This is a genomic window from Streptomyces sp. NPDC059564 (assembly GCF_042735575.1).
Taxonomy (GTDB): domain Bacteria; phylum Actinomycetota; class Actinomycetes; order Streptomycetales; family Streptomycetaceae; genus Streptomyces.
Genome location: NZ_JBHWBP010000086.1, coordinates 1 through 26531 on the forward strand (window position 1 = coordinate 1; position 26531 = coordinate 26531).

Below are 26531 nucleotides of genomic sequence, written 5' to 3' on the forward strand. Positions count from 1 at the left end.
GAGCGGATCCCCGGCGGCTACCGGGTCAACGGCTCCAAGAAGCCGTGCAGCCTGTCCGGTTCGATGGACGTGCTGACGGCCAGCGTGCAGGTGACGCAGGAGGACGGGCGCTCGGGGCTGGCCCTGATGCTGATCCCGGCGTCCTCCCCCGGCATCGAGACCCGGCCGTTCTGGGCCACGCCCGTGCTGGCCGCCTCGCAGAGCCACGAGGTGCGGCTCACCGACGTGGTGGTGCCCGAGGACCTGGTCATCCACAGCACCCCCGAGGACGCCGACCGGCTCGACGACCTCCAGACCGCCGGGTTCACCTGGTTCGAGCTCCTCGCCACCTCCTCCTACGTGGGCGCCGCGTCCGCGCTGGTCGCGCAGGTGCTGGAAGGCAGCCGGGGTACGGCCGCCGAGCGCGCGCAGTTGGCCGTACGGCTCGACGCGGCGGTCTCCCTCGTGGAGGGCGCGGCCCGCTCCCTGGAGGACGGCACCGAGGGCGACGAGGCGGTGGCCGCGGTGCTCACCGCCCGCTACGCGACGCAGGACCTCCTGGCCCAGACCGTCGACCAGGCCGTGGAGATGCTCGGCGGCATGGCCTACATCCGCTCGGGCGACGTCGCGTACCTCTCCTCCGCGGTCCGCGCCCTGGCCTTCCACCCGCCGTCGCGCGCGAGCGTCGCCGCGGAGCTGGCCGACTACTTCGCCGGCGGCCCGCTGCGGCTGTCCTGACCCCCTCCGCAGGACCCCCCGCGCCCGGCCGCACGCCGCACGCCTGACCGCCCGTCGGAAGGACAACACCCCTCATGGACATCAAGAACCCGGTGGAATCACCGGTCACGTTCAACCTGCACCGCGCCGAGTACCTGGTCGCCTTCGCCGTGACGATCGGGTTCATCCTGTGGCACTTCCTGGACATCAACTGGTTCGCGGCGATCGGCCTGTTCCTCTACATCGACCTCATCGGCTACATCCCCGGGGCCATCGCCTACCGGCGCAGCGCCGACGGGCGGATCCCGAAGGCGTACTACGTCCTCTACAACACGATGCACAGCCTGCTCAGCGTGGCCGCCGTCGGCCTGCTGTGGATGTGGCTGATCGGCCCGGAGTGGGCGCTGCTGGCCCTGCCGTTCCACGTGTTCGGCGACCGCGGCGTCTTCGGGAACTTCCTCAAGCCCTTCGGGCTGCCCTTCGAGCCGGAGGACACGCCGCTGGTCGACCAGGTCGCGGCGATGCTGCGGCGCCGCTCGGCCACCGACGGCCCGGTCCCGCTGCCGTACGACGAGCACCCGGCGACCATCGCCGCCACCGCCCCGGCCGTCGGGGTGAACCGGTGAGCCGCTACCCCACCTGGCTCACCGACCGCTCCCCCTCCGCGCCCGCCGAGGGGTACGAGGACCCGGAGGCGGCGCGCCTCGCGCTGCGCCGGCTCGCCTCCAGCGTGACGGTGCTGACCGTCAGCCGCGACGGCGTCCGGCACGGCACCACCGCCAGCGCCGTGGTCACCCTGTCCCGGGACCCGCTCGTGCTCGGCGCCTGCCTGCGGCCCACCTCGACCTTCGCCGCCATGGTCCGGCGGGCCGGCAAGTTCTCGGTGAACGTCCTCGCCTCGGCGCAGAACGACGTCGCCCGCCGCTTCGCCAACCCCGGACGCCCCCTCGGCGACGCCCAGTTCGAGGGCTTCGACTGGTCCACCGACCCGCTGACCGGGGCCCCGCTGCTCGGCGGCAGCCTCGCCCACATGGCCTGCCGGGTCCTGGGCTGGCACCAGGTCGGCGACCACGACATGCTCCTCGCCGAGGTCACGGGCGGCAACCACACCGTCGACTCCCCGATGCTCAGCTTCGCCGGCCGCATGCACAGCGCCGCCGTCACCCCCGCCGCTTCCATCGCTCCCGCCGCTTCCGTCTCTCCCAGTGAGGTTGTGTCATGACCACCGTTCCGCAGATCCCCGTCGAGGCCGACTGGGACCGCGCGCCCAACCTGCTCGACGGCGCCCAGGAGATGACCCTGACCGCCGACGAGTGCGATCTCGGGTACTGGCTGTCCGCCGTCGCCCAGGGCACCCTGCGCGGGCGGGCCGAGGCCGGGCACGACGCCGGGACCCCCGCGTACATGCGCGAGGACGGGCCGCTGCGCCAGGCCCTCGTCCTGGAGCTGGGCAACCGCTCGCTGGCCGAGACCCGCGCGGTCGAGGTGCTCTCGCACTACGTGATCGGCGCGCCGGGCGTCGTCGAGCAGGAGTTCTTCACCACCCAGGTGATCGACGAGGCCCGGCACGCGATGATCTTCCGCAAGCACCTCACCGACCTCGGGGTGCCCCGGGCCGGGCTGCTGGACTTCATCAAGGAGCAGGGCGCCGACTACACGAAGCGGGTGCTGAACCCGATCGCCGAGTTCGCCACCTCCGTGGTCCGCGACGAGGGCGACTTCATCGGCGCGGTCGCGGTGTTCACCATCGTCATCGAGGGGGTCCTCGCGCCCGCCGCCGAACTGAGCGAACGCAAGTGGACGCTGCTGGACCCGGCGGCCGCCGAGATCGCGCGCGGGGCGTCCATCGACGAGATCCGCCACCTCACCGTCGGCAGCTCCATCGTCCGCGAGCACCTGGCGCGCACCCCCTCGTACCGGCCGCGGCTGATCGAGCTGATCCGGCGCGGGCGCCGGCTGTGGGACGAGCTGCCGTCGGAGGAGTTCGTGCTGGAGCGCGAGGAGCTGTTCCAGCAGGGCATGTTCGCGCACGCCGAACTCCTCGACGGCTACGAGGTCTTCCCCGGCTGCAAGCTGCTGGAGACCACCCCGAAGCAGCGCTACGACCTCGCCGAGCAGTGGACCGACGACATGGCCGAGGTGCGGCTGCCGTACATGGGCATCCCGGAGGCCGTCGACATCATCCGCAACCACCCGAGGTGATCCGGTGACGTCCACGATCCCCGCGAGAGCGGACGTGCGCGAGGCCAAAGAGCCCGCGCTGCGCCGGACCCTGACCACCCCCCGGATCGTGTTCCTCGTGGTCGCCGCGGCGGCCCCGATGTCCGGGGTGGTGGGCTCGGTGCCCCTCGCCTACGCCATCGGCAACGGGGCGGGGGTGCCCGCCACCTTCGCCCTGGCCGGGCTGATCCTGCTGTGCTTCTCCGTCGGCTACGCGGCGATGAGCCGGCACGTGGTCGGCGCGGGCGGCTTCTACACGTACATCGGGCAGGGCCTGGGCCGGCCGCTCGCCGTCGCGGGCGGACTGACCGCCGTCGTCGCCTACACGGCGGCGGTCGCGGGGGTCGCCGGGGCCTTCGGGTACTTCGCCGAACTGGTCTCCGCCGCCCACCACCTGGCGGTGCCCTGGCCGGTGTGGACGGGCGGGGCGCTCGCGCTGACGGCGGTCATGGGCTACCGGCGGATCGACCTGAGCGCCCGGCTGCTGGCGGTGCTGATGGTCGCCGAGGTGGCGGTGCTGGGCCTGCTCGCGCTGGCCATCGGGGTGCGGCACGGCACGGACACCCTGCCCGCCGCCTCCTTCCGGCCCGACACCGTCTTCTCCCCCGGCCTCGGCGTCGCCCTGATGTTCGCCCTGATCTCCTACGTGGGCTTCGAGGCGGCCGCGCTGTACGGCGAGGAGAGCCGCGACCCGAAGCGCAGCGTGCCCGTCGCCACCTACACCTCCGTCGTCCTCATCACCGTCTTCTTCGCGGTGATCAGCTGGGCGGCGGTCGGGGCGGTCGGCGCGGACCGGGTCGCGGACACCGCCGGGAGGGAACTCGGCGACCTGTTCTTCCACCTGTCCGACGACTACCTCGGCACCTTCGCGACGAGCGTGATGCAGGTGCTGCTGTGCACCAGCCTGTTCGGGGCCCTGCTCGGCCTGCACACCGCCGCCAACCGGTACCTGTTCGTACTGGGCCGCGAGCGGGTGCTGCCCGCCTCGCTGGCCCGGATCCACCCGCGGCACGCCTCCCCGTACCGGGCGAGCGTGGTGCTGTCGGTGGCCACGGCCGTGGTCTGCGCCCTGTTCGCGCTGGCGGGGGCGCATCCGTACACGAACCTCGCCACCACCATGCTCGCGCTGGGCACGGTCGGGATCGTCGGTCTCCAGGCGGCCGTGGCCGTGGCGGTGCTGGTGTTCTTCCGGCGGCATCCCGACGCGCACTGGTGGCGCACCCGGCTGGCCCCCGCCCTGGCCCTCCTCGGGCTGGTGGGCGCGCTGGTACTGCTGCTGGACAACTTTCCCCTGGTCACCGGCACCACCTCCGTCTGGGTCAACCGGATCCCCTGGCTGATGGTCGGGGCCGCGCTCGGCGGGCTCGGCTACGCCGGGTGGCTGCGGGCCCGGGCGCCGGAGCGCTACCGCGCGGTCGCCACCGCGGCGCACGACACCTTCGAGGACTAGGAGCCCGTCATGCACGACCCGCACACCCTGCTCCAGGACGAGGCCCACGCCGCCCTGGCCCGACGCGGACACCGGCTGGACCGGGTCGCCCTGCGCGACCTGACCGAACAGCGCGCCCGGCTCATCGCCGAGCGGGACAAGCTGCGGGCCGAGCAGAACCGCTCCGCGCGCAGCGGCGTCCGCCCCGACGATGCCGCCCGGGCCCGGATGCAGGAGGCCAAGGAGCGCCTGCGGTCGGTGTCGGAGGAGCTCCGGGGGGCGGAGGAGGGCCTGTCCGCGCTGCTGCTGGCCGTGCCCAACCTGCCGTACGCGGACGTCCCCGACGGGACCGAGCAGGATCCGCCGGTGGTGCGCCGGGTCTGGGGGGAGGTGCCGGGATTCGAGTTCACCCCGCGCGACCACGTGGACATCGGCACCGGCCTCGGGATCCTGGACCAGGTGCGGGCGGCCCGCCTGTCGGGCTCCCGCTTCGCGGTGACCCGCGGGGCGGGGGCCCGCCTGGAACGGGCGCTGGCCTCGTTCCTGCTGGACCTGCACACCACCGAGCACGGGTACACCGAGCACGGGGTGCCGCACCTGGTGACCCGGGAGACGATGACCGGGACCGGGCAGCTCCCGAAGTTCGAGGACGACCTGTTCCTGACGACCGCCGCCGACCGGGACCTGCTGCTGATCCCGACGGCCGAGGTGCCGCTGGTCAACCTGTACCGGGGGGAGACCCTCCAGGAGGGCGAACTGCCCCTCGCCCTGACCGCGTTCACGCCCTGCTACCGGGCGGAGGCCGGCTCGTACGGGCGCGACACCCGGGGGCTGGTGCGGCTGCACCAGTTCGAGAAGGTCGAGCTGGTACGGATCTGCCGGCCCGAGCGGGCCGCCGAGGAGCTGGAGCTGCTGACCGGGCACGCCGAGACGGCGCTGCGGCGGCTCGGGCTCGCGCACCGGGTGGTGGAACTGCGGGCCGGGGACCTCGGGTTCGCCGCCCGGCGCACGTACGACATCGAGGTGTGGCTGCCGGGCCAGGGCACCTACCGGGAGATCTCCTCCTGCTCCGACTGCGGGGACTTCCAGGGCCGCCGGGCCGGCATCAAGGTCCCGGGCCGCGACGGGCGCAAGGCGTTCGCCGCGACCCTCAACGGTTCGGCGCTGCCGGTCGGCCGTACGCTCGTCGCGATCCTGGAGCAGTACCAGCGCGCGGACGGCTCGGTCGCCGTGCCGCCCGCGCTGGTCCCGTACACCGGTTTCTCGGCGATCGCCCCGGACGGGACGCCGGTGGTCAGCTCGTCCTGAGTCCCTCGGCCCGCTCGAAGCAGCCAAGTGCCTGGACTTCATCCCCGAGTGAGAGGTCCGATCACACAAGGACGGGCTCCAGGTAGAGGTCGAGACCTGCGGCCGTGCGTACGCGCGCGGCCATCTCCTCCAGGGCTGTGCGGAAGTCGTGCGCGGTGGCTTCGGCCTGGGCGGTGAGGGTGAGGGTACGGCGGGTGGAGCAGCGGACGCCGCGGGTGACCTCGGCTCCGGTCCGGTAGCCGCAAGCCTCCAGCAGCCATCCCGCGCTGGCCCGCCAGGTATGCGCGGGCGTGCGGTAGACCGGGGCCCCCTGGCTGCGTAACGCACCGGCCTGGTCGTCGGTGACGGTGGGGTTGAGGAAGCAGGAGCCGGCCTGACGGGCGTCGTGGCCGGTTTCGGGTAGAAGCAGTCCCCGCTCGGCGCGGTCGTGGAGGACGGTCGCCGCGGCTTCGGCAAGCGGGGGCCTGCTGCCCAGTGGGGCTCGGAGGGCTGTGGCGAGGTGCTGGTAGGTGACGGGGGCCGCCACGGTGGAGCGGGTCAGGTGGAGGGTGAGGGAGAGGATCGTCCACCGTCCGGGCACCTGCTTGAACACGCTGGTGCGGTAGCCGAGTCGGCACTCGGCAGCGGGAATGCGGGCGGTGCGGCCGGTGGTCCAGTCGTGGGTGGTGATGGCGGCCAGGGTGTCGCCGATCTCCTGGCCGTACGCTCCGGCGTTCTGGACCGGTGCGGCCCCGGCGGTGCCGGGGATCCCGCCGAGGTATTCGATGCCGGAGAGTCCTTCGGCGACGGTGGAGGCGACAAGGTCGGCGAGCGGGTGGCCGGCGGCGACCGTGACCTCGACTTGGTCGTCGGCGAGGTGGTGGGTGCGGATGCCGCGGGTGGCCATGTGGATGACGGGCCGTGTGGTGCCGTCGTCAGCGGCGAGGGAGTTGCTGCCGCCGCCGAGCGTGAACGGCAGCTCGGGGTGGCCGACGGCGGTGCGGGCGAGGTCGGGCCAGTCGGCGTCATGGTTGTGGCTGAGCCAGAGCGGTGCGGGACCGCCCAGGCGCAGCGTGGTGTGGTCGGACAGCTGGTGCTGCCCCATGGTGGGCCTCCCGATTGGTCAGGTGGCGGTGATGGTCTTGAGGGCGAAGGCACGGAGGGGAGCGATCCTCTTGCGGGCTTCGCCGTGGTAGACGGCGTTCGTCAGGATGGCGAGGTAGCGGCCCGAGCCCGGGTTGAGGTAGAGGCTGGTGCCGGTGAAGCCGTGGTGGTAGGCCACGTTGCCGGGGGCGCAGATCCAGGACAGGCCTCGGTCGAGGCCGGTCTCGATCGGGGCGAAGGGCAGGGTGGAGGCGCGGAGCCAGCCGTGGAGGCGGCTGGCGGGGGCGATGAGGTATTCGGCGTAGCGGGCGAGGTCGCGAGCGGTGGAGAAGACTCCGGCGTGGCCGGCGACGCCGCCGAGAAGGGCGGCGTTGTCGTCGTGCGCGATGCCCCAGATCCGGGGGGCGCCCAGGATGCGGCGCTCGGTCGGGGCGACCTGCGGTCCTCGGGCGACGGGACCGTACGTCGTGCCGGTCATGCCGAGGTCGTCCCACAGGGCGCGGCCGAGTTCGTCGAGCGGGCAGCCGTGGGCGTGGGCGAGGGCCAGGCCGAGGAGGATGTAACCGCGGTTGACGTACCGGTGGGCGCCGGGTTCGTCTTCGAGGGGTTCGTGGCACAGGAGTTCATGCAGGGGTCGGTCGGCGCCGCGGTAGTGGTCGAGGCGGGTGGAGGCCTTGAGACCGGCGGTGTGGGTGAGGAGCTGCTCGATGGTGGCCTCCCCGCTGGGCGCCGGACCGTCGATCGTGGGCAGGAAGTCGCGCACCGGGGCCGTGCGCGCGAGGACTTCGGCGTCGAGGGCCCGGCAGACCAGAGGCCAGGTGGCGACGACCTTGGTGAGCGAGGCGATGTCGTAGACGGTGTCCGGGCCTGGGATGGCGTCGCCGAGTTCGTCGGCGATGCGCCCGGCCGTGAGGAAGCGCGGGGGGCCGTCGCCGAGGGTGCCGAGGGCGATGACGCCGCCGGGGGTGGCGCCGTCGGCGACAGCCTGGTCGAGAGCTTCGGCGAGGCGGGCGGTGTCGTCGGACGTGAACGGGACGAGCGTCATCGGCTTCATGCCTCCGCGGTGGTGGTGATGTCGGCACCCAGCGCGGCCAGGTTGGGCAGCAGGCGGCCGTAGCCGCGGGCCAGGTGGTACATGCCGCCGATCGTAGAGGTGCCGTCGGCCGCGAGGGCGGCAATCAGCAGGGCGGTCACCGCCCGGATGTCCGCCGCCTGCACGTCGGCCGCCCGCAGCCGGGCCGGCCCGTGGATACGGATGTCCTGGCCGGTGGAGGCGATGTCGGCGCCGAAGGCGCGCAGGGGCGCGACGTGGGTGTCACGCCGGGGGTAGACGGCTTCGAAGACGTGGCTGGTGCCGACGGCTTGGGTGAGCAGGGCGGCGAGCTGCGGGGCGGTGTCGGTGGGCAGGCCAGGGTGCGGGCCGGTCCGGGCCCGCACCGCCCGGAGTCCGCCCGCGCCGACGGCGGCACGGATCCCGCCGCAGTGGGAGGTGAGGTTGAGGCCCGCGTCGGCGAGGACCTGGCGCTGGGCGTCGGGGAGTTCGGGCAGGGTGATGCCGTCGAGGTCGATGGTGCCGCCGGTCACTGCGGTCGCCATGATCATGGTGGCGGCCTCGGTCCGGTCCCCGGCGACCGTGAACCGGCCGCCCTCGATCCCGTCGACGCCGTGGACGTGGAGGCCCTCGTCGTCCCAGGCGGCCCGTACGCCGCGCTCGGCGAGGAAGCGGACGGTCTCGGTGACCTCCGGCTCGATGCTCGGGCTGGTGATCAGGCACTCCCCCGGGACACGGGCGGCAAGGAGCAGCGCGGTGACAGTGGCGCCGAGGGAGGGGCCGTAGGGGGTGGCGACGTCGACGCGGAACGGCCGCAGCTCGCGGCCGGCAGGAAGGCCAGCGTGGATGGTGCGACCGTGCTCGTCGACGGTGACCTCCGCGCCGACGGCTTCCATGGCGGCGAGGTGGCGGTCGATGAGGCGCGGGCAGAAGGCGTCCCCGCCGGGGACGGGGAAGTCGACAGATCCGGCGCAGGCGAGGACGGCGGCGGCCAGGACCGCGGTGGTGCGGACCTTCGCGCCCAGGTCGTGGTGGATGACCGGCCGCAGGCGCGGGGTGGGGATGACGTGGAAGGTGCCGTCGCCCGGGGCGTGGGAGTGGGTGCCGGTGTGGGTGAGGATCTGCGCGCAGACTCCGGTGTCGAGGATCGCAGGCGCCCGGTGCAGAACAAGTTCGGTTTCGGCCAGAAGGGCGGCGGCGTACAGGTGCAGGGCCACGTTCTTGCTGCCCTGGACGCGGATCCGGCCCATAAGGGGGTGGCCGCCGGTGACCTTGATGACCTGCCCGTCGGCGGCCTGGGGCGTGAGTGTCGCGATGGTGGTCACGGTGGTCACCGAACCCGGGAGCCTGCGGGCATGAAGCCGCCGAGCTGGGTACGCGGATAGATGACGGTTCCGGGGCCGATCAGCGTCCCGGGGCATAGGACGGTTCCGGCGCAGAGCGTGACGCCGTCGCCGACGACCGCGCCGAACTTGGTCTGCCCGGTGCCGTACTTGCGGCCGCCGAGAGACACGGTGATCTCGCGCGTCGCGGGCTCGGTGACCGGGCCGTCGCCGGCGATCAGGCCGGTGGTGGAGGAGAACGCGCCGAAGTTGACGCCGGAGCCGACGATCGAGTCGCCGACGAAGCAGGCGTGCTTGGCGAACACCTCGGCACCGAGGAGGCTGCGGGTGATCTCGGCGCCGAACCCGACCTGGGTCCGCGGCCCGACCACGACATGGTCGCGGACGTAGGCGCCTGCGGCGACGACCGCGCCCTCACAGACCAGGACGGGGCCCACGACCCGGGCGCCCGCCTCGATGCGGGCGCCGGGCTGGACGATGACCGTGCCCGTGACGTGCGCACCCTCCTCGATCACGCCTCCCCCGGTCAGGCCGTGCCGGGAGGGGTGGTCGAGGTCGTCGGTCAGAGTGGGCTTGATGTCGAAGACGGTGGTGCAGCGGACCAGCAGGCCGGTGACGTACGTGCCGAGCTGGTCGTGGCGGAGGTAGTAGGCGGGGGTGATTTCGTCGGCGGCGGTCTCGGACTCCCGGGCGGGGGTGAGCAAGGTGGGGCTCATGGCGGCTCCTGTGCCGGATGGCCGGTGGGATGGATCCAGGAAACCGCCGCTGTCCTGGGACTGGGCAGGCTCACAAGGGGGGCTCACAACTCACAAACCCGCCGCAGGCTGTGTGCTGTGGACCTACCCTGCTGCTCCGGATACGGGCACGCTCCGCCGTGGCCGGGTCTTCGTGAAGGAGGTGCCCGTGATGGCCCCGACCCCTCGCCGGGCCAAGCCGCCCAACCTCGCCCTGGAGCACCTGCTCACCTTCAGCGGCATGAGCCACCACGCCCTGGCCCGCCGAGTCAATGAACTCGCCGGGCAGGCCGGGCTGCACGTGGCCTACACCCATACGAGTGTCGTGAACTGGACTCGCCGCGGCATGGCCCCCAAGGCACCGGTGCCCGCTCTGATCGCGCGTGCGCTGGGCGAACGGCTCGGCCGGCCCGTCGACGTCGCCGAGATCGCCATGAGCCAGGTGCGCGAGAACACGGCGGAACTCGGATTGGATTTCCCGCGGGACACCGCCAAGGCAGTCCGTCACGCCGTGAATTTCTGGAGCACCGTGGAGCACTTGGACCGCCGCGCCTTCATCGGCAAGGCTTTCGCCGTCGGCGCGTACGCCGCCCCCGTCACGCGCTGGCTCGGTGTGCCCGTCGACCCCGGCGCTGCCCACCACGGCAGCGGGCGGATCGGTCGGGAGGATCTCGCAGAGCTCTGGCAGGCCGCCGACGAAGCGCAGCGGTGGGATTCGAAGTACGGCGGCGGGACCTGGCGGGCCTCCTCGGTGACCCACTGCCTCACCCGCCGGGCGGTCCCGCTCCTGCACGGCTCCTACACCAATGATGTCGGCCGGGGCCTGTTCGCGGTCACCGCCGAACTCGCACGCGTCGCCGGGTGGAGCGCGGTGGACACGGGGCACCACGACATCGCGCAGCGGCACTTCATCCAGGCCCTGCGCATGGCCAAGGCCGGCGGGGCGGTGGACATCGGCTGTCACGTCATGGCGAACATGGCGCTCCAGGCCCTGCTGCGCGGCTACCACGAGGAAGCCATCGACATGGTCCAGGGCGCCTACGACCGTGCCCGCGGGCGGGCCGGCCACCGGGTCCTGGGATTCGCCAAGCTCATCGAGGCCCGCGCCCACGCCAAGGCGAACGACGCACGGGCTGCGTCGGCGGCGCTCGCCGCCTCGGAGCGCTGCCTGGAACAGGCCGAGAACGACATCGACGAACCTGCCTGGATCCGGTATTTCACCCACACCCGGCTATCCTCCGATGCCGTCGAAGTCCACCGCGACCTGCGTAACCCGGCCGCGGCCTGGCGATGGAACGCCCAGGCCGACGCGATGAACCCGGACAGCTTCGCCCGCTCGGTCGGCCTGCGCCTGACCGTCCTGGCCACCACCCATCTCCAGCAGCACGACCTCGACCAAGGCCTCGCCATGGGGCACCGTGCCATTGACATCCTCGGGCGCGTCGCCTCCGCCCGCGCCCGCGACTACGTCGCCGACATCACCACGACCATCGCCTCCTGGCACAGGGAAAAGCCCGTCGCCGAGTTCCTCCACCGCGCCCGCACCGAACTCGCGGCCGTCTCCTGATCCTGACTGTCCGTTTGAGTTCCCGACGATCACGGGGCGGTGTGCGAGCCGTGGTCGACGGCTGAGCCGTACACCGTCAGCCTCTGGTTCCTGAGTGGTTCCGAGCCCGAGGACGAGGCATGGCCTTCGGGTCCGGCCACGGCAGGACCGTGACCGGCGGCAGCTCCCGGGAGACGAAGGCCGTCATCGCCCACGGGGAGTCCTGCCGGGTGGGCTGGAGCGCGGTGTGGCCGTGCCAGGGCAGGGCGCCGTGGCCGGTGATCCCGCGCAGGGTGACGGCCCCGTCGGGGCCGAAGTCCAGGTCGACCTCCCGGGCGCCGTCGGTCAGGCCCCGGCCGGTGGCCTTCACGGCGGCCTCCAGCAGGGTCCAGGCGTGGAAGAAGGTCTCGGGGGTCGCGCTCGCCGGGACCCCCGGGTAGACGAAGGTCAGTACGTCCAGGCTGGTGGTGGACGGGCGGACCAGCTCCACGTCGACGCCGATCGGCCCGGTCTCGGTGGCGCCGAGCAGGAGCAGCCCGTCGGAGCGCGACCAGCTGACGTGGGTGCCGGGCTGGTCGGGCAGGTAGGGCTTGCCGGCCGGGTCGTAGTGGATGCGCAGGTCGTGCGCGGCGAGGCCGAGGCGTTCGGCCAGCAGGCGGCGGACGGTGAGCCGGGCACGGTAGAAGCGGTGGGCGGCCCGCGCGTGGACGAACTCGGCGCCGCGCGCCAGTTCCTCCTCGGTGAGGCCCTCGGGATAGTGCGCGCTGATGTCGGTGGGGGCGACCTGGTCGAGATCGACCAGCCATGCGTCCATCATGCTCCTTTCTCGGACACAGGCCTTTCGTGATTGCGGCCCTTCCCGCACGCGGGCCTACAGGGCGAACACCTGCGTGCGGGAGCGCGCGGGGTCGCCCGGCCGGACGTGCAGCAGGCCCGCCGCCGGGAACATGACGGCCGCGGCGACCGTGCGTTCGGCGCGGATGTCGCCCCGGTCGGGGACGCGCACGGGGGGCTGGGACAGGAGGGCGAAGTGGTCCTCGGCGGACGCGTCGGCGGGCAGGGCGGCCAGGCCCTCCCGGGCGGCGCGCAGCCGGCGCAGCGAGGAGTTGCGGGCGAAGACGTTCAGTTCGTCGGCCGGGGCGAAGTCCGGGTGCAGGAAGTGGTTGGTGTGGGCGAGTCCGCCGGGGGAGGCGGCCTCGGTGACGCGCAGGTCGCCGTCGAGGTGTTCGACGTACAGGGCCCGCTCGTGGTCGCAGAGCATGAGGGAGCGGGAGCTGGCCAGGGGCAGATCGGCGAGGATCTTCAGGGCCTGCTCGGTGTTCCGGGCGGTGTCCAGGAGGTGGCGGATGGCCAGGTACGGGGGGACGCCCGGGCGCCAGCGGCCGCCGAGGACCAGGTTCAGCCCGACGGCGAGGCCGTCGCTGTTGACGCCGAGGTAGCCGAGGAGGCCGGCGAAGCTGAGGACCAGGGAGCGCCGGGCGGCGCCGGCGCGGGCGGTCCGAAGGACGCTGATGTGGGTGTCGAGGTCGCCGCTGAGGTCGACGGTCTGGGCGAGGACGGGCGGGCCGCCGGGGCCGGTGCGGGCGTAGGTGGTGCAGTCGCCGCCCGCGCGGACGGTGGAGTAGCCCATGACCTCGCGGCGGATCTGCAGCAGCCAGGCCTCGTCCGCGCTGATCCGCGCCCCGTCGGCGAGGCCCGCCACCTCCTCGGCGAGGTCGGGCAGGGCGGCTTCGACCGCCGCCCGGTGGGCGGCGATCACCGGCAGCAGGGCGGGCAGGGTCGGGGGCCGGTCGGTCAGGTGCCGCAGGCGGGCGAGCCCGTCGTCGAGGAAGGCCCGCAGCGGAGCCGCGAGGGCCTCGCCGTGGATGCGGCCGATCTCGTACGGGGTGCCCGCGGCCCGTATGAAGGTGATCCCGTCGACGGTGGCGGCGCTCATGCCGGTACGGCGTTCTTCGGGCCGCGCGCCAGCAGCGCGCGGACGGCGGGCCATTCGGAGCGGAGCACGCTGTAGAAGACGGCGTCGCGGCGGCGCCCGCCCGGCATGTAGTTGAAGCTGCGCAGGACGCCTTCCTCGGTGGCGCCGATGTTGGCGAGGCCGCGGCGGGCCTGGACGTTGAGGACGTCGGTCTTGAACTCGGCGCGTTCGGCGGCCATGACCTCGAAGGCGTGCTCCAGCAGCAGGGCCTTGGCCCAGTGGTTGACGCCCCGGCCGCGGAAGTCGCGGCCGAGCCAGGACCAGCCGACCTCCAGGCGGCGGTCGGCCTCGGCCATGTTGCCGAAGCTCATGCTGCCCGCGATGCGGCCGCTGTCCTTGTCGGTGATGACGTAGACGAAGCGGCGGCCGGCGGCGTGGTCGGCGAGGTTGGTGTCGAAGAAGGCCTCGAAGTCGGCGTCGGTGTCGACGGCGGCGACGAAGTAGCGCCAGATGTCGGGGTCCATGGCGACGGCCCGGACGCCCTCGCGGTCGGCCTCGGTGATCGGGGTGAGGCGGACCCGGTCGTTCTCCAGGACGGCGGTGGCGTGCTCGCTCCAGCTCATGGCTCAGACTCCGGTGGTGGCGTGGTGGCGGGTGAGGGCGTCGGTGACGTCGCGCAGGGTGCGCATGTCGGCGAGGTCGTGCTCGGTGAAGTGGGCGAGGTCCACGCCGGTCTCCTCGCAGACCTCGGTGAGGAAGAGGACCTTGTTGAGGGAGGTCAGGCCGTAGGCGGCGACCATGTCGGCGTCGGGGTCGATGGCCTCGGGCTCGACCTCGGGGATCAGGACGAGGGAGAGCTGGTCGCGGGCGGCCGCTTCGATCTCGGACGGGCTGTCAGGCATGGATTCCGGCCTCCTGGGCGTGCAGCGGGGAGTGGTAGGCGGCCCGGATGTCGGGGCGCTTGGGCTTGTACTGGGAGGTCAGCAGGCCGTTGCCGATGCTGAACGGCGGGTCGGCGACGACGACCCGGCTGATCCGCTCGTCGGGGGTGGTCGCGGCGTTGGTGGCGGCGAGCCGGGCGGCGATGGCCCCGGCGTCAGCCGGCTGCACGGCCGGGGAGACCACGGCGACGAGTTCGGTCTGGGTGGGGCTGAAGACGACGCATTCGGCGATGGCCGGGTCGGCGCGCATCAGTTCCTCGATGGGCCGGACGATGACCTTCTTGCCGTTGTCGAGGACGATGACGTCGTCTGCGCGGCCGTGCACGAAGAGGAAGCCGTCCTCGTCGAGGTGGCCGAGGTCGCCGGTGCGGACGGTGCCGTCGGGCGAGAACACCTTCTCGGAGTCGCCGGGGCGGGCGTACGCGTAGTGGTTGTTGACGGGGTGGGTGCTGCGGACGCTGATCACCCCGTCCTCGCCGATCAGGATCTCCTTGCCGCGGACGGCCTTGCCGACGCTGCCCTCGCGGTGGGCGCCGGGGTGGTTCTTGGTGGCGATGCACGTCTCGTTGAGCCCGTAGCCCTCGAAGATCGGCAGCCCGGCCCCGGTGAAGAACCGCAGGACGGCGGGCGAGGCGGGGGCGGAGCCGGTCCACAGGTAGCGGATCCGGTCGCCGAACAGGGCCCGGGCCACGTCGGGCAGGGTGCGGCCCGCGGAGCGGCGCAGCCGGCCCTCGATGGTGCGGCGGGCGCTCTCGTAGAAGGCGGGGACGCCCATGACCACGGTGGGGCGGACCCGGCGCAGGGTCGCGAAGGCGGCCTCGTAGGTGGTGATGGTGACGTCGTGGCCGTGCAGCAGCGCCGAGTACACCCAGTAGCGCTGCTGGAGGAGGGAGAGGGGCAGGAAGACGAAGAGGTGGTCGTCCGGGGTGTGTTCGAAGATCTCCTGGACGGCGGTGAGGGAGCTGTCGATGCTGCCGGCGGTGGCGCCGAGGCCCTTGGGGACGCCGGTGCTGCCGGAGGTGAACTTGATGGTGGTGACGTCCTTGGTGCCCCAGGTGACGGGGGGCAGCGGGGCGTCGGCGGCGCCGGTGGGGGCGGTCAGCTCCCAGATCCCGTCGGTGGTGAGGGTGTCGGGGACGTCGGTGGGCTGGTCGGTGCAGAGCAGGTGCAGGCCGTAGCGGTCCATGAGGGCGGTGGACGGGGTGAACTTGCCCGGCTCCAGGCCGGCCGTCCGGGCGCCGAGGCGCAGCGCGGCCAGGTCGAGGAGCACCCACTCCAGGCTGTTGGCGGCGAGGATCCCGATCCGGTCGCCGGGGCCGATGCCGAAGTTGCTCCGCAGGTGGTGGGCAAGTCGGCCGGACCGCTCGTACAGCTCGCGCAGGGAAACGGTCCGGGTCCCGTCGAGCCGGGCGACGGAGATGCTCCCGCCGCGCGGCACCTGCTCGACGACACGCCGGATCGTCTCCGGGACGTCCCCCGGCGTGCCGGCCAGGACCGGACCGGGCCTGGTCACGGCTGCGGCCGTCTGTGGCGTGCGCGGGCCGGTCATCGGGACCCCCCTGGCATGAGCGCGGCGGCCATGGCGCGGACGGTGTCCATCTCCGAGAACTGGTCGAGGGTGATGGTGACGCCGAAGCGCTTGCGGGCGGCGGTGAGGATGCGGGCGGCCGCGATGGAGTCGCCGCCGAGGGAGGCGAGGGTGTCCAGGGCGCCGACGTCGGGGCGGCGCAGGACGGTGGACCAGATGTCGCAGAGGATCTTCTCGGCCTGGGTGGCGGGGGCGCTGCCGCCGGTGGCTTCGGCCTCCGCGGGCGCGGCGGCGCCGAGCGCGGCCAGCTGGGTACGGTCCACCTTGCCGTTGCGGGTCAGCGGCAGCTCGTCGTGCCACAGGACGGCCGCCGGGAGCATGTAGTCCGGGAGGTCCGAACGCAGCGCCTGGCGCACGTCGTTCAGGTGCGGGCGGTGGCCGCCGGCGGGCACGAGGTGGGCGATGAGCCGGTTGCCCTGGGCGGCGACGACCGCGCGGGCGACCTCGGCGAGGGCCGCGAGGCGGGTCTCGACCTCCCCGGCCTCGATCCGGTAGCCGTTGATCTTGATCTGGAAGTCGCTGCGGCCGAGGATCTGGATGTTCCCGTCCGGCAGATAGCGGCCCAGGTCGCCGGTGCGGTACAGGCGTTCGCCGCGCGCGGTGTCCTCGTAGAACCGCTCGGCGGTCCGCTCCGCGTCGCCCCAGTAGCCGCGCGCCAGGCCGGTGCCGGCGGCGACGATCTCGCCGGTGACCCAGTCGGGGGCGTCGAGGCCGTTGCGGTCCAGGACGTACGCCCGGTTGTTGGCGTTGGGGCGCCCGTACGGGATGGACTCGCTGCCGTCCTCCTCCTCCGCGACGGGGTGCAGGATGTTCCAGATGGTGGTCTCGGTGGGCCCCCCGAGGGAGACCACCTCCAGCTCGGGCATCAGCGCGCGCAGCTGCGCGGGCAGCGCGGGCGGGAGCCGGTCGCCGCTCATCATGACGAGGCGCAGCGCGGGCGGCACGGCGCCGTCGGCGCGGGCCTGGCCGTGCAGGAGGCCGACGATGGCGGGGACGGAGTTCCACACGCTGACGTCGTGCAGGCGGCACAGGTCGAGCCAGTGCGCGGGGTCGACGGCCTTGTCCCGGTCGGGCATGACGAGGGCCGCGCCCGCCGCGAGGGCGCCGAAGACGTCCCAGACGGAGAGGTCGAAGTTGAAGGCGCTGATGGCCATGAACCGGTCCTCGGGGGTGATCCCGAAGCGGTCCTGGCAGTCGGCGACGACATTGGCGACGTTGCGGTGGGTCACCATGACGCCCTTGGGGGCGCCGGTGGTGCCGGAGGTGTAGAGGACGTACGCGAGGTCGTCCGGGTGGGATCCGGGGAGCCGGTCGGGGACCTCGGCGCGGCCGGTGCAGGGCTGGGTGAGGTCGAAGGAGGCGATGGCGTCGGTGGCGGGCCGGCCGGTGTTGGTCAGGACGCAGCGCACCTTGCCGTCGGCCAGCATGTAGTCCTGGCGGGCGGCGGGCAGGGCGGCGTCCACGGGCAGGTACGCGGCGCCGGCGAGCACCGTCGCGAGGATGCCGACGATCTGCTCGGGCCCGCGCCGCATGACGAGGCCGACCAGTTCGCCGCGGCCGACGCCGTGTCCGCGCAGCCAGGTGGCGGCGGTGGCGGCCCGGTGCAGGAGTTCCCCGTAGCTCATGGTGCGGTCGCAGGTCAGGACGGCGGCCGCGGCGGGGGTGCGGGCGGCCTGGGCGACGATGGCGTCGCCGAGCATCTCGTCGGGCAGGGCCACGGCGGTGTCGTTGGCCTCGCGGCGGCGCTCGCGCTGGGCGGGCGGCATCAGGTCGAAGCTGTGGAGCTGCCAGGCGGATTCGTCCACGAGGGCGGCCAGGAGGGTGCCGTAGCCGTGCGCGAGGTCGTCGAGGAGCCCCTCGCAGAAGAGTTCGTCGATGCCGTCGAGCTGGACGACGAGCGCGCCGTGCTGCTCCATCGCGAACGCGTTGAGCCACACCTGCGGGGTCTGGCTGACGGAGAAGACCTCCTCGCCGAAGAGTTCCAGGGCTGAGCCGTCGACCTCGCTGCTGACGTGCCCGATGGCGCTGTTGAAGGTGAACGGCATCCGCGCGCCCGCCACTCCGCCGCGGCGGCGGGCCAGTTCCTTCAGCACCTCGATGCCGGAGAAGTGCCGGTGGTCGATGTCGGTGTGCAGGCGGGTCTGGAGGGCCTTGGCGCGTTCCGCGAAGGGCAGGGCGCGGTCGATCTCGGCCTCGACGAGGAGGGTGTCGGAGAACTGGCCGATGGCCTCGAACACCCGGGGGTGCACGGGCGGCCGGTGGGCGACGGTGGTGGTGAGGGTGAAGCGGTCCCCGGCGCCCCAGGTGGCCAGGGTCTCCGCGTACGCGGCGAGCAGCAGCGCGGAGGGGGTCAGGCCGGCGGCGGCCGCCTGGTCCTTCAGCGCGCTCCACTGCGCGCGGCCCAGGCGCACCTGGCGCTGGGTGAAGCGGGCGGCGGACAGGGCGGCGGGGCTGGTGCGCAGCGGCAGGTCGGGGTGGGGGGCGAGGTCGTCGCAGCGGTCCGTCCAGTACTGGCGCGAGCGCCGGGCGGGGGCGCGGTCGCGGGCGGCCTCCAGGGCGGCGACGTAGTCCTCGTAGGGGAGTTCCTCGTGGACCTCGGCGGCGGGGCTCTGGTAGGCGTGCCACCAGGCGCGGAAGAACAGGAACATGCTGATCCCGTCCATCACGAGCCCGTCGTGGCCGACGTGGAGCACCATCTCGTCGTCGCCGAGGATGGTCGCGTCGACGGTGAGCAGCGGGGCCTGGTCGGCGGGGAGCACCTGGTGGGAGCGCATCTCGCGCAGTTCGGCGCGGATCAGTTCCTGCTGGCGGGGGCTGTGGCCGCGCAGGTCGAGGACGCCGATCCGCGGGGCGTGGTCGCCGTACTCGGTGGCCTGGCGCTCGTCGGACAGGAAGCGGGAGCGCAGGGCGCTGTGGGCGGCCACGACGGTGTCGAGGGAGGCCTGGAGCCGGTCGAGGTCCCAGTCGCCCTCGATCTCGTGGAAGACGTGGCTGGCGACGTCGCCGATCTCGAAGATGCCGCTGCGGCCGAGGTAGTAGCTGCGCTGGAGGGGGGTGAGGGGGAAGCCGGGGCCGTGTTCGGCCTCGCGGGCGAGGTGGGCGACGAGGTCCGGTTTGGCGGCCTTGAGGCGGGCGATGAACTCGGGGTCCATGCGCTCGCGGCTGCCCTGGAGGCGCAGGTCGCCGTCGGTGAGGGTGACGGCGAGTCCGCGTTCGGCTATCTCGCGCAGGATGCGGCGGGTGTTCATCGGGCCTCCCCCGAGGTCAGGGCGGCGACGGCGGAGGGCTCGGCGCGCTCGGCGATGACGGCGGCGAGTTCCGCGAGGGTGCCGCCGTGCAGGAGTTCGTCCATGGAGAGGTCGACGTCGAGGGCGTCGAGGATCTGGTACTGGACGGTGACGGCCTGGAGGGAGCCGGCCGCGAGCTGGGTGAGGGTGCGGTGGGCGATCTCCTCGTCGGCGGCCAGCCGCAGGACGGTGCGCACGACCCCGGTGAGCCAGGGCGTGAGCTCCGGCTCCGCCGGGGGCGCGGGCGGGGCCGGCTGGAAGAACACGGCGTCGGCGAGGGCGACGGCGCTGCCGGGGGCGAGGAGTTCGACCGTACGGGGCCACGTGCTCGGGGCTTCGGCGCCGAGGGCGGCGGCGAGCCGGGCGGCGAACCGGGGCATGACGGGGGCGGCGGCGTGCGCGAGGAGGCGGGCGGCGGCCAGTTCGAGGGCGACGGCGGTGCGGTTCTCGCTCTCCCAGCCGGGGGTGTCGGTGAGGAGGCCTTCGGCGCGGGTGAAGCGGACGGTGTCGCGGACGATCCCGTCGAGTTCGGCGGCGGCCTGGTTCAGGGAGAAGGAGTCGTTCTGCAGCGCCCCGGTGACGGCGGCCAGGCGGGTGCCGAGCCGGGCGAGGAAGGCGGAGTGCTCGGCGGTCCAGTTCCCGGCGTCGGGGGCCTGGCCGGCGTGGTACTTGGCGACGCGGCCGCCGAGGTCGTTCAGCCACTGCTGCCAGGTGCCGATGAGGGTGTCGGTGAGGGTGGCCTCGTAGGCGGAGCGCTGGAAGTTGGTGCGCGTCCCCTCGGGGCGGGTGGAGGCGAGGAAGTAGCGGACGGAGTCGACGGTGTCGGGGGTGAGGATCTCCTTGCCCCAGATGGCGTGCCGGCGGCTGGTGGAGAACTTCTGCCCTTCCAGCAGGTAGAACTCGTTGACGTGGTAGTCGATGTCGGGGGTCCAGCCGGGGAAGGCGAGCTGGTAGAGGACCGGGTAGAGCACGGAGTGGTAGAAGCTGTTGTCGTAGCCGAAGAAGTGGACGATCTTCCAGTCGGCGGCCGGGTCCGCGGCCTTCCAGGGCTTGCCGAGGCGGGCGCCGAGGGACTGGATGCCGTGCAGGAACCCGTAACTCATCTCCGGCCAGACCCAGATGACCTGCCCGTCGGTGCCGCTCTCGCGCGGCTCGACGCCCCAGGCGGAGGGGTGGGTGAGGGGGATGGTCAGGTCGGGGCGGCTGAAGAGGCGGTCGGCGAGTTCGCGCAGCCGGGCGGGGACCCGGCCGAGGCGGTGGTGGGCGCGGACGTCCCCGGCGTAGGCGTGCAGGGGCAGGGTCCAGCGGGCGGCCGGGGCCGTCGTCGGGGCGGCTTCGGAGAGCGCGGAGCGGGGGCCGGTGAGGTCGGCGACGGTGTTGGGCTCCCCGCACTCCTCGCAGATGTTGCCGGAGGTGGTGGCGGCGCAGCCGGGGCAGCCGCCCTTGACGTCGGCCTCGTAGAGGTAGTGGCCGGTGGTGGCGTCGTAGAGGGCGTCGCTCTCGGTGACGGCGATCTCGCCGGAGGCGGCGACCTTCCCGAAGAAGTCCCGCAGGCCCTCGCGGTAGGCGGGGTCCTGGTCGGTGACGGTGTACTGGTCGAGCGGTATGTCCATCAGCCGCAGGGTTTCGGCGATCTCGGCGCTGTAGTGGGCGGCGGTCTCGGCGGGGGTGCGGCCGTCCTTGGCGGCGGCTGCGACCACGTAGCTCTGGTAGTCGTCGCTGCCGGTGAGGTGGTAGGCCTCGGCGCCGGTCATGCGCTGGTAGCGGGTGAAGGCGTCGGCGCCGAGGTAGGGGCCGGACAGGTGGCCCAGGTGCAGGTCGCCGTTGGGGGTGGGCGGGGTGGAGAAGACGAAGACGGGGCGGTCGCCGAAGCCCTTGCGCACGGGGTTGGCGGCGGAGGTCGCGGCCCGCTCGGCGTCGCGCCAGTACTGGGTGAAGAAGACGAGGTCGGCCCCGTCCCCGGCGGTGTTCTCCAGACTGGTGTTTTCCAGACTGGTGTTTTCCAAGACGTGCGATTCGAAGGGTTCGAAGAGGACGACGGTGCCGGGGGCGGCCGGGTAGCGGGCGCCGTCGATGACGAACTCGCCCCGGCCGGAGACGATGACGAACAGCTCGGTCTCGTCGTGCCGGTGGCTGTCGGTGGCGCGGCCGGGCGCGACGCGGCCCCAGCCGGCGGCCGTGCCCAGCCCCTCGACGCCGCTCATGTCGATGCCGAAGGCCTGCTCCAGGACGTCGGCGTCATAACTCGCGATGATCATGTCGTGGCCTTTCGCGGGGACGGGAGGGAGGGGATCAGGTCGGCGGCCCGGGCGGCGAGGGCCGGGGCGAGCCGGTAGCCGGAGCCGCTCGCGGCGCCCGCGAAGACGAGCCGGCCGTAGGGGTCCAGCGGGGTGACCAGCGGGGTGCCGCCCGGCCCGTACGCGTCGCAGAAGACCCGGCCGGACCGGCAGTGGGCGGCCAGGTCCGGGGCGTAGCGGGTGAGCAGGGCGCGGGCCTCGCGCAGGTGGCCGGCGGTGAGGGCGGGGTCGACGGCCCCGGGGTCGACGTCCCACTCCTGGCAGGTGTAGCTGAACAGCCAGTGGCCGCGGTGGTGGAAGGGCAGCAGGAAGGCGTCCTCGGTGTGCAGGACGACCGCCCGGTCCCCGGGGGCGGGCGGCTTCTCGATGTGCAGGGCGACGATCTTCTTGACCCGGGCCCCGAGCGGGGCGACGAGCTCCCGCCAGGCGGGCTCGGCGAGCCAGGGCCCGGGGGCGATGACGACGTGCCCGGCGTTCAGGGTGGCGCCGCCGGTCAGGGTCAGGCGGGCGCCGCCGGGGCCCGCGGCGACGGTGGTGACGGCGACGCCCTCGCGGAAGGCGACCCGCTCGCGCAGTTCGGCGGCGAGGAGCTGGGTGAGGGTGTGGACGTCCGCGTACTGGCAGCCGTCGCCCTCCCAGGCCCCGAAGTTCGCGGGCAACTTCCGTATGGATGGCGGGAGTTCGGTGGTCCAGCGGAGTTTGGCCTCGGGCAGGTAGACCTCGCGCAGCCGCTCCTCGGCGCTCTCGGGGGCCAGGACGGTCATGCCGAGCGGGTGGATGGGCAGGTCGGGGCGGGCCGTCGCGAGGTCGGCGTAGAAGCGCTCGCTCTCGGCGGCCAGCGTGCGGACGGTGTCGTCGGCGCCGCGCGGGAAGTGCAGTCCGGCGGAGCGGCGGGTGGCGCCGGAGCCGATCATGTCCCGGTCGAGGACGGTGACGGTGGCGGCGGGGTCCCGGGTGAGGACCTCGCGGGCGATGAGGACGCCGAGGATCCCGGCGCCGACGACGGCGACGTCGGTGCGGGCCCCGGCGGGGCCGCCCGCGCCGGGGGCGGTGGTCCGGTAACCGGCGGGCTCGGCGGCGTCGGCGGCGACGGAGGAAGGCGCGGCAGAGGCGGCAGGGGCGCCCGGGTCGGTGGCGGGCATCAGGCGGTCCACCGTTCGTCCTGCGGGGCCTTGGTCGACCACTCGATGAAGGAGGCCAGCTGCTCGTCGCCGCGTACGCCGCACAGCCGGTCGGCGATGCGCCGGCTGCGCCAGGCGTTGAGGCTGAGGTTGGGGTCGGCGAGGCCGCGCTGGCCGCGGACCCCGTTCTGTACGAAGATCCGGCGGTCGGCGGGCCCGTCCCAGCGGACGGCGTAGTCCTCGTCGACGCGCAGTTCCTCGCCCTCGTGCTCCAGGCGGCCGGTCAGCGGCGCGAGGAAGTCCATGGCGGAGGGCCGGTAGCCGGTGGCCCAGACGATGACGTCGGCCTCGAACCGCTCCACGGACTCCGGCTCGCCGGTGTGGCGGGCGCAGACCTCCCAGCCGCCGAACGGGCCGGCGCTGACGTCGAAGACCTCGCGGCCCGGGTGCAGGGCGACCAGGTCCTCGTTGCCCTCGACGAACCGGTGGACGTAGATGGTCTGGTAGATCTCGCGCAGCGTGGACTCGGAGATGCCGTCACTGGTCAGGATGTTGCGGGAGTTCAGCGACTGGCGGCGCTCGCGCGGCAGTCCGTAGAAGTAGTCGGCGTGGCTGGGCATGTAGAGGTCGTTCGTGAACGGCGAGTCGTCGATCGGGAAGTAGTTCTGCCGCCGGGAGATCCACGAGACCCGGCGGGGCAGCTCCCAGCCGCCGCGGGAGATCAGGTCGAGGAAGGCCTCGGCGCCGGACTGGCCGCCGCCGATGACCACGACCCGCTTGCCGCCGACGTCGCGCGCGGCGTTCAGGTAGTCGGCGACGTGGAACTGCGTGGGGCCGAGCTGTCCTTCGCCCTGCGGCGGCACCCACGGGCGGCTGCCGACGCCGACGACGACGTTCTCGGCGGTCAGGTCGCGGCGGTCGGTGCGGACGGTGAACACGCCGAGGCCGTCGTCGAAGCCGACCTCCTGGACGCCCTCGCCGAAGACAATGTTCTCGTTGCGGCGGCTGGCCCAGGCCAGGTAGTTGCGGAACTCCAGCCGCGGCACGTCGTCGAACTGGGCGTTGAGGAAGTGGTAGACCCGGCCCTTGGCGTGCAGGTACGACAGGAACGAGAAGGGGCTGGCGGGGTCGGCGAGGCTGACCAGGTCCTTGAACTGGGAGACCTGCAGGGTGGTGCCCGGGATCTGCTGGCCGTCGTGCCAGCTGAAGGACTCTTTGCGGTCGAGGAAGAGATTGGGTACGTCCGGCCTGCTGTGCAGCAGGGAGGCCAGGCTGAGGTTGGCCGGGCCCACCCCGACTCCCAGGCAGCGGAAGTGTGTGATGCCGGGCCGGAAGCTCTCGTGCCCCATGGTCGGAACCTCTCGTTCGATTGCGGTGAGGGAAAGGGAGGGGAGGGGGTGGGGATCGCTAGGCCGCGGCCGGACGCGTGCGTACGGCGATCAGGCCGAACAGGGTGGCGAGCAGGGAGCAGGCACCGACCAGCGGCCAGACGAGCGAGCCGAACTGGAGGAAGAGCCAGGTGCCGGCCATCGGCCCGAGGGCGGAACCCAGGCCGAAGACGAACTGGAAACTGCCGATGTAGCGGGAGCGCAGCGGCTCGGGCCCGGCGCCCGCCGGGTAGGCGAAGACGGCCGGGCCGCCGAGGATCTCGCCGAGCGACCAGATCAGGGTGCCGATGATCACGGCGGCGGGCCCGATCGGCAGCCCGTAGCAGGCGACTCCGGCCCCGACGAGGGCGAAGCCCAGACCGATGGTGATCTTCAGGGGCCAGCGCTGGGAGACCTTGGTGACCAGCAGCTCGAAGGCGATGACGATGAAGCCGTTGAGCGCGACCGCGAAGGTGTACCAGAAGAGCGCGATGTGGGCGTCCTTCAGGGACAGCGGGAGGGTGGACAGGTACTGCATGTAGACGGCCGAGTGGAAGAAGGCCGCGACGAGGTAGAGCAGGTAGCGGCGGTCGCGCAGGACCGCGCCGTACCCGCCGGTGGCGGCCGCCGGGGCGTCCGGCGCGGGCGCGGTGCGGGTACGGGGCCTGGCGGGCAGGGTGGCCCGGGCGACGAGCGCGTAGGCCAGGGCGAGGGCGGCCTCGCCCCAGAACAGCAGGGTGTAGGTCTGTCCGCCCGCGTTGTAGAGCGCGTAGCCCAGCAGCGGGGCGGCGGTCGCGCCGACGTTGAGGCCGAAGCGGTACATCGCGAAGATCATGATCTGCCGGTCGCCGTCGGTCTGCTCGGCGAGCAGGGTGGCCGAGGCCGGGCGGAACAGCTGGGCGCCCAGGCTGACCAGGGCGATGGCGGCGAGCAGCAGGGTGAAGTCGGGCAGGTAGAGGAGGGCGGCGGTGAGCACGGCCGTGCTGCTCATGGAGAGCACGGTGGCGCTGCGGATGCCGAGCCGGTCGGCGAGGGTGCCGCCGGCCAGGGAGCCGGCGACGGCGCCGGCCCCGTAGACACCCAGCGCGATGACGGTGCGGCCCTTGGAGTAGCCCTCGGAGGTGAGGAAGAGGACGAGGAAGACGTGCAGGAAGCCGCTGAGCCGGTTGACGAGCACCCCGGCCAGTACGGTCTTCACCGCGCGCGGGGCCTCCTTGAAGGTCACCCACACCCCGGGGGCGGCGGGCGCGGCCCCGGCCTGCGGGGCGGCTTCGGGGGGCCGGACGTCAGTGCTCATCGGCGGCCTCCGGTTCGGTGACGACGCTGACGGCGGCCCGTACGGCCCGCTCCAGTTCGTCGAGCCCCTCGGGCGTCGGGGCGTCGATGAGGAAGGTCACCGCCCGGTCGTCGGAGCTGGCGAGCGGGCGCAGCCGGGCGCCGGCCTCCTGCAGGACGAGCAGGGCGCGCAGCGCGGCCGGGTCCCCGGCGTCCGCGGGCCGCCACTCGGGCCACATCCCGGCCTCGCCCACCCACTGCGGGCGCACGCCGGGCCAGTCGAGGGTGACGTCGGCGAGGATCCCCGGCGCGTGGTCCAGGTAGACCTGGCGGGTGAAGCGGCGCGGGGCCGGGTAGGAGGCGCTCTCACCGAGGGCGATCTTGACGATCTCGGGTTCCATCGGCCGTCCGGTGGCCAGGTGGTAGAGGGCGAGCAGGCCGTCGCCGGGGGTGCGGGCGGCGACCTCCATCAGGCAGGGCCGGCCGTCGCCGCCGACGCGCCATTCGGCGTGGGCGATGCCGTCGCGGAAGCCGAGGGCGTCCAGCATCCGGCGGTTGGCATCGAGCAGGGCCGCGTCCGGGCCGCCGGGGGCGCTCGGGACGGAGTGGGCCAGCTCCACGAAGGTCCGCGCGCCGGACTCGGTGGTCTCCTTGCGGGTCACCGAGGTGAAGACGGGCTCGCCGTGCTGGACGAGGGACTCGACCGAGTACTCCTGGCCGGTCGCCTTCTCCTCGATCATCACGGTCTCGTGGGCGGGGTACTCCCCCAGCAGGACGCGCATCGCCGCGGCGTCCTCGACGGCGACGACGCCCGAACTGGAGTGCCGGGTGGCGGGTTTGGCGACGACCGGGTAGGTCAGCGCGGTCAGGTCGGCGTCCTCGCGTCCGCCGGGCGGCACGACCAGGCAGGCCGGGCCGAAGGCGTCGAGGTACCAGCGCTGGAGGTACTTGCTGCGGCACACGCGGGTGGCGCGCAGTCCGGGACCGGGCAGGCCGAGCGCGTCGCACAGCAGGCCGGTCTGCTCGACGAGGGTCTCGCCGACCGCGTACGCGCCGCGCACGGTGTAGCGGCCGTGCCAGGCGCGGGCCCGGGCGGTGAAGCCGGGGGTGAAGGAGCCGTCGAGGTCGAGGGAGCCGTCCACGTACGCGATCTCGTCGATCAGGGAGGCCGGGTGGTCGGGGTCCTTGCGGGCGGTCTCGGCGGCGTCCCGGTAGCCCTCGGGGGTGATGAGGAGGATCTTCAGGCCGCGGGCGGCGAGTTCCTCCAGGTAGCGGGGGTTGCGGCAGACGACCCGGAAGGCGCCGGTGAGGACGAAGGCCTCGGGGAGGG

At 73.2% G+C, this 26531-nt stretch carries 22 protein-coding genes; 7 read left to right on the top strand and 15 right to left on the bottom strand.

The features are described 5' to 3' along the window. The 6 genes from ACFV0Q_RS17160 to serS all read left to right on the top strand — a co-directional run. Positions 1–717: acyl-CoA dehydrogenase family protein (locus tag ACFV0Q_RS17160; protein WP_385006051.1), on the top strand; the 717-nt coding region annotated here is incomplete at its 5' end. 74 nt (positions 718–791) lie between these two features. Beyond that, a complete protein-coding gene (locus tag ACFV0Q_RS17165; RefSeq protein ID WP_385006053.1) occupies positions 792–1322 on the top strand; it encodes a hypothetical protein in 531 nt (176 codons plus the stop codon). Next, a complete protein-coding gene (locus ACFV0Q_RS17170; protein WP_385006055.1) occupies positions 1319–1918 on the top strand; it encodes a flavin reductase family protein in 600 nt (199 codons plus the stop codon). Before ACFV0Q_RS17165 ends, ACFV0Q_RS17170 begins: the two co-directional genes overlap by 4 nt. Continuing rightward, positions 1915–2898 (top strand): VlmB-like protein, encoded by a 984-nt coding sequence (locus ACFV0Q_RS17175; protein WP_385006057.1) that lies wholly within the window; start codon positions 1915–1917, stop codon positions 2896–2898. Before ACFV0Q_RS17170 ends, ACFV0Q_RS17175 begins: the two co-directional genes overlap by 4 nt. A 4-nt stretch (positions 2899–2902) precedes the next feature. After that, complete coding sequence (locus tag ACFV0Q_RS17180) at positions 2903–4366, top strand: APC family permease (protein ID WP_385006059.1); 1464 nt, start codon at positions 2903–2905, stop codon at positions 4364–4366. 9 nt (positions 4367–4375) lie between these two features. Then, entirely contained in the window at positions 4376–5653 is a 1278-nt protein-coding gene (serS, locus tag ACFV0Q_RS17185) for a serine--tRNA ligase (RefSeq protein WP_385006061.1), read from the top strand. A gap of 61 nt (positions 5654–5714) precedes the next feature. Here the strand turns inward: serS and ACFV0Q_RS17190 are convergent, their stop codons facing one another. The 4 genes from ACFV0Q_RS17190 to ACFV0Q_RS17205 are packed head-to-tail and all read right to left on the bottom strand — an operon-like array spanning position 5715 to position 9846. Then, positions 5715–6737, bottom strand: a complete 1023-nt coding sequence (locus tag ACFV0Q_RS17190) for a UDP-N-acetylmuramate dehydrogenase (RefSeq protein WP_385006063.1) — start codon at positions 6735–6737, stop codon at positions 5715–5717. 18 nt (positions 6738–6755) lie between these two features. Then, the gene (locus tag ACFV0Q_RS17195; RefSeq protein ID WP_385006065.1) at positions 6756–7790 is read right to left on the bottom strand and encodes a serine hydrolase domain-containing protein; all 1035 of its coding nucleotides are present in this window, start codon (positions 7788–7790) and stop codon (positions 6756–6758) included. Continuing rightward, positions 7787–9121, bottom strand: a complete 1335-nt coding sequence (locus tag ACFV0Q_RS17200; protein ID WP_385006067.1) for a UDP-N-acetylglucosamine 1-carboxyvinyltransferase — start codon at positions 9119–9121, stop codon at positions 7787–7789. The genes ACFV0Q_RS17195 and ACFV0Q_RS17200 overlap by 4 nt, the downstream gene beginning before the upstream one ends. After that, positions 9118–9846, bottom strand: coding sequence for a hypothetical protein (locus ACFV0Q_RS17205; protein WP_385006069.1), 729 nt, complete (start codon positions 9844–9846; stop codon positions 9118–9120). The genes ACFV0Q_RS17200 and ACFV0Q_RS17205 overlap by 4 nt, the downstream gene beginning before the upstream one ends. Positions 9847–10036: 190 nt before the next feature. Between ACFV0Q_RS17205 and ACFV0Q_RS17210 the strand changes: the two genes are divergently transcribed. Then, on the top strand, positions 10037–11431 hold the full coding sequence (locus ACFV0Q_RS17210) for a sporulation protein (protein WP_385006071.1): 1395 nt from the start codon (positions 10037–10039) through the stop codon (positions 11429–11431). Positions 11432–11507: 76 nt separating this feature from the next. Here the strand turns inward: ACFV0Q_RS17210 and ACFV0Q_RS17215 are convergent, their stop codons facing one another. The 11 genes from ACFV0Q_RS17215 to ACFV0Q_RS17265 form a co-directional block, all read right to left on the bottom strand. Beyond that, the gene (locus tag ACFV0Q_RS17215) at positions 11508–12227 is read right to left on the bottom strand and encodes a 4'-phosphopantetheinyl transferase family protein (protein ID WP_385006073.1); all 720 of its coding nucleotides are present in this window, start codon (positions 12225–12227) and stop codon (positions 11508–11510) included. A gap of 54 nt (positions 12228–12281) precedes the next feature. Continuing rightward, the gene (locus ACFV0Q_RS17220; RefSeq protein ID WP_385006075.1) at positions 12282–13346 is read right to left on the bottom strand and encodes a C45 family autoproteolytic acyltransferase/hydolase; all 1065 of its coding nucleotides are present in this window, start codon (positions 13344–13346) and stop codon (positions 12282–12284) included. After that, a complete protein-coding gene (locus ACFV0Q_RS17225; protein WP_385006077.1) occupies positions 13343–13948 on the bottom strand; it encodes a GNAT family N-acetyltransferase in 606 nt (201 codons plus the stop codon). The genes ACFV0Q_RS17220 and ACFV0Q_RS17225 overlap by 4 nt, the downstream gene beginning before the upstream one ends. Before the next feature lie 3 nt (positions 13949–13951). After that, positions 13952–14227 (bottom strand): acyl carrier protein, encoded by a 276-nt coding sequence (locus ACFV0Q_RS17230; protein WP_385006079.1) that lies wholly within the window; start codon positions 14225–14227, stop codon positions 13952–13954. After that, positions 14220–15779, bottom strand: a complete 1560-nt coding sequence (locus ACFV0Q_RS17235; RefSeq protein ID WP_385006081.1) for an AMP-binding protein — start codon at positions 15777–15779, stop codon at positions 14220–14222. Before ACFV0Q_RS17235 ends, ACFV0Q_RS17230 begins: the two co-directional genes overlap by 8 nt. 32 nt (positions 15780–15811) lie before the next feature. Beyond that, positions 15812–19102 carry an amino acid adenylation domain-containing protein gene (locus ACFV0Q_RS17240; protein ID WP_385006083.1) on the bottom strand — a complete coding sequence of 1097 codons (3291 nt, stop codon included), beginning with the start codon at positions 19100–19102 and terminating at the stop codon, positions 15812–15814. Continuing rightward, positions 19099–21399: a class I tRNA ligase family protein gene (locus ACFV0Q_RS17245; RefSeq protein ID WP_385006085.1), complete on the bottom strand. Its 2301-nt coding sequence runs from the start codon at positions 21397–21399 to the stop codon at positions 19099–19101. Before ACFV0Q_RS17245 ends, ACFV0Q_RS17240 begins: the two co-directional genes overlap by 4 nt. Continuing rightward, the gene (locus tag ACFV0Q_RS17250) at positions 21396–22592 is read right to left on the bottom strand and encodes an NAD(P)/FAD-dependent oxidoreductase (protein ID WP_385006087.1); all 1197 of its coding nucleotides are present in this window, start codon (positions 22590–22592) and stop codon (positions 21396–21398) included. Before ACFV0Q_RS17250 ends, ACFV0Q_RS17245 begins: the two co-directional genes overlap by 4 nt. After that, a complete protein-coding gene (locus tag ACFV0Q_RS17255; protein ID WP_385006089.1) occupies positions 22580–23908 on the bottom strand; it encodes a lysine N(6)-hydroxylase/L-ornithine N(5)-oxygenase family protein in 1329 nt (442 codons plus the stop codon). Before ACFV0Q_RS17255 ends, ACFV0Q_RS17250 begins: the two co-directional genes overlap by 13 nt. 58 nt (positions 23909–23966) lie before the next feature. Beyond that, positions 23967–25223, bottom strand: a complete 1257-nt coding sequence (locus ACFV0Q_RS17260) for an MFS transporter (RefSeq protein WP_385006090.1) — start codon at positions 25221–25223, stop codon at positions 23967–23969. Then, on the bottom strand, positions 25213–26531 hold a 1319-nt coding region (locus tag ACFV0Q_RS17265; protein WP_385006092.1), incomplete at its 5' end, for an acetyl-CoA carboxylase biotin carboxylase subunit family protein. The genes ACFV0Q_RS17260 and ACFV0Q_RS17265, both read right to left, overlap by 11 nt.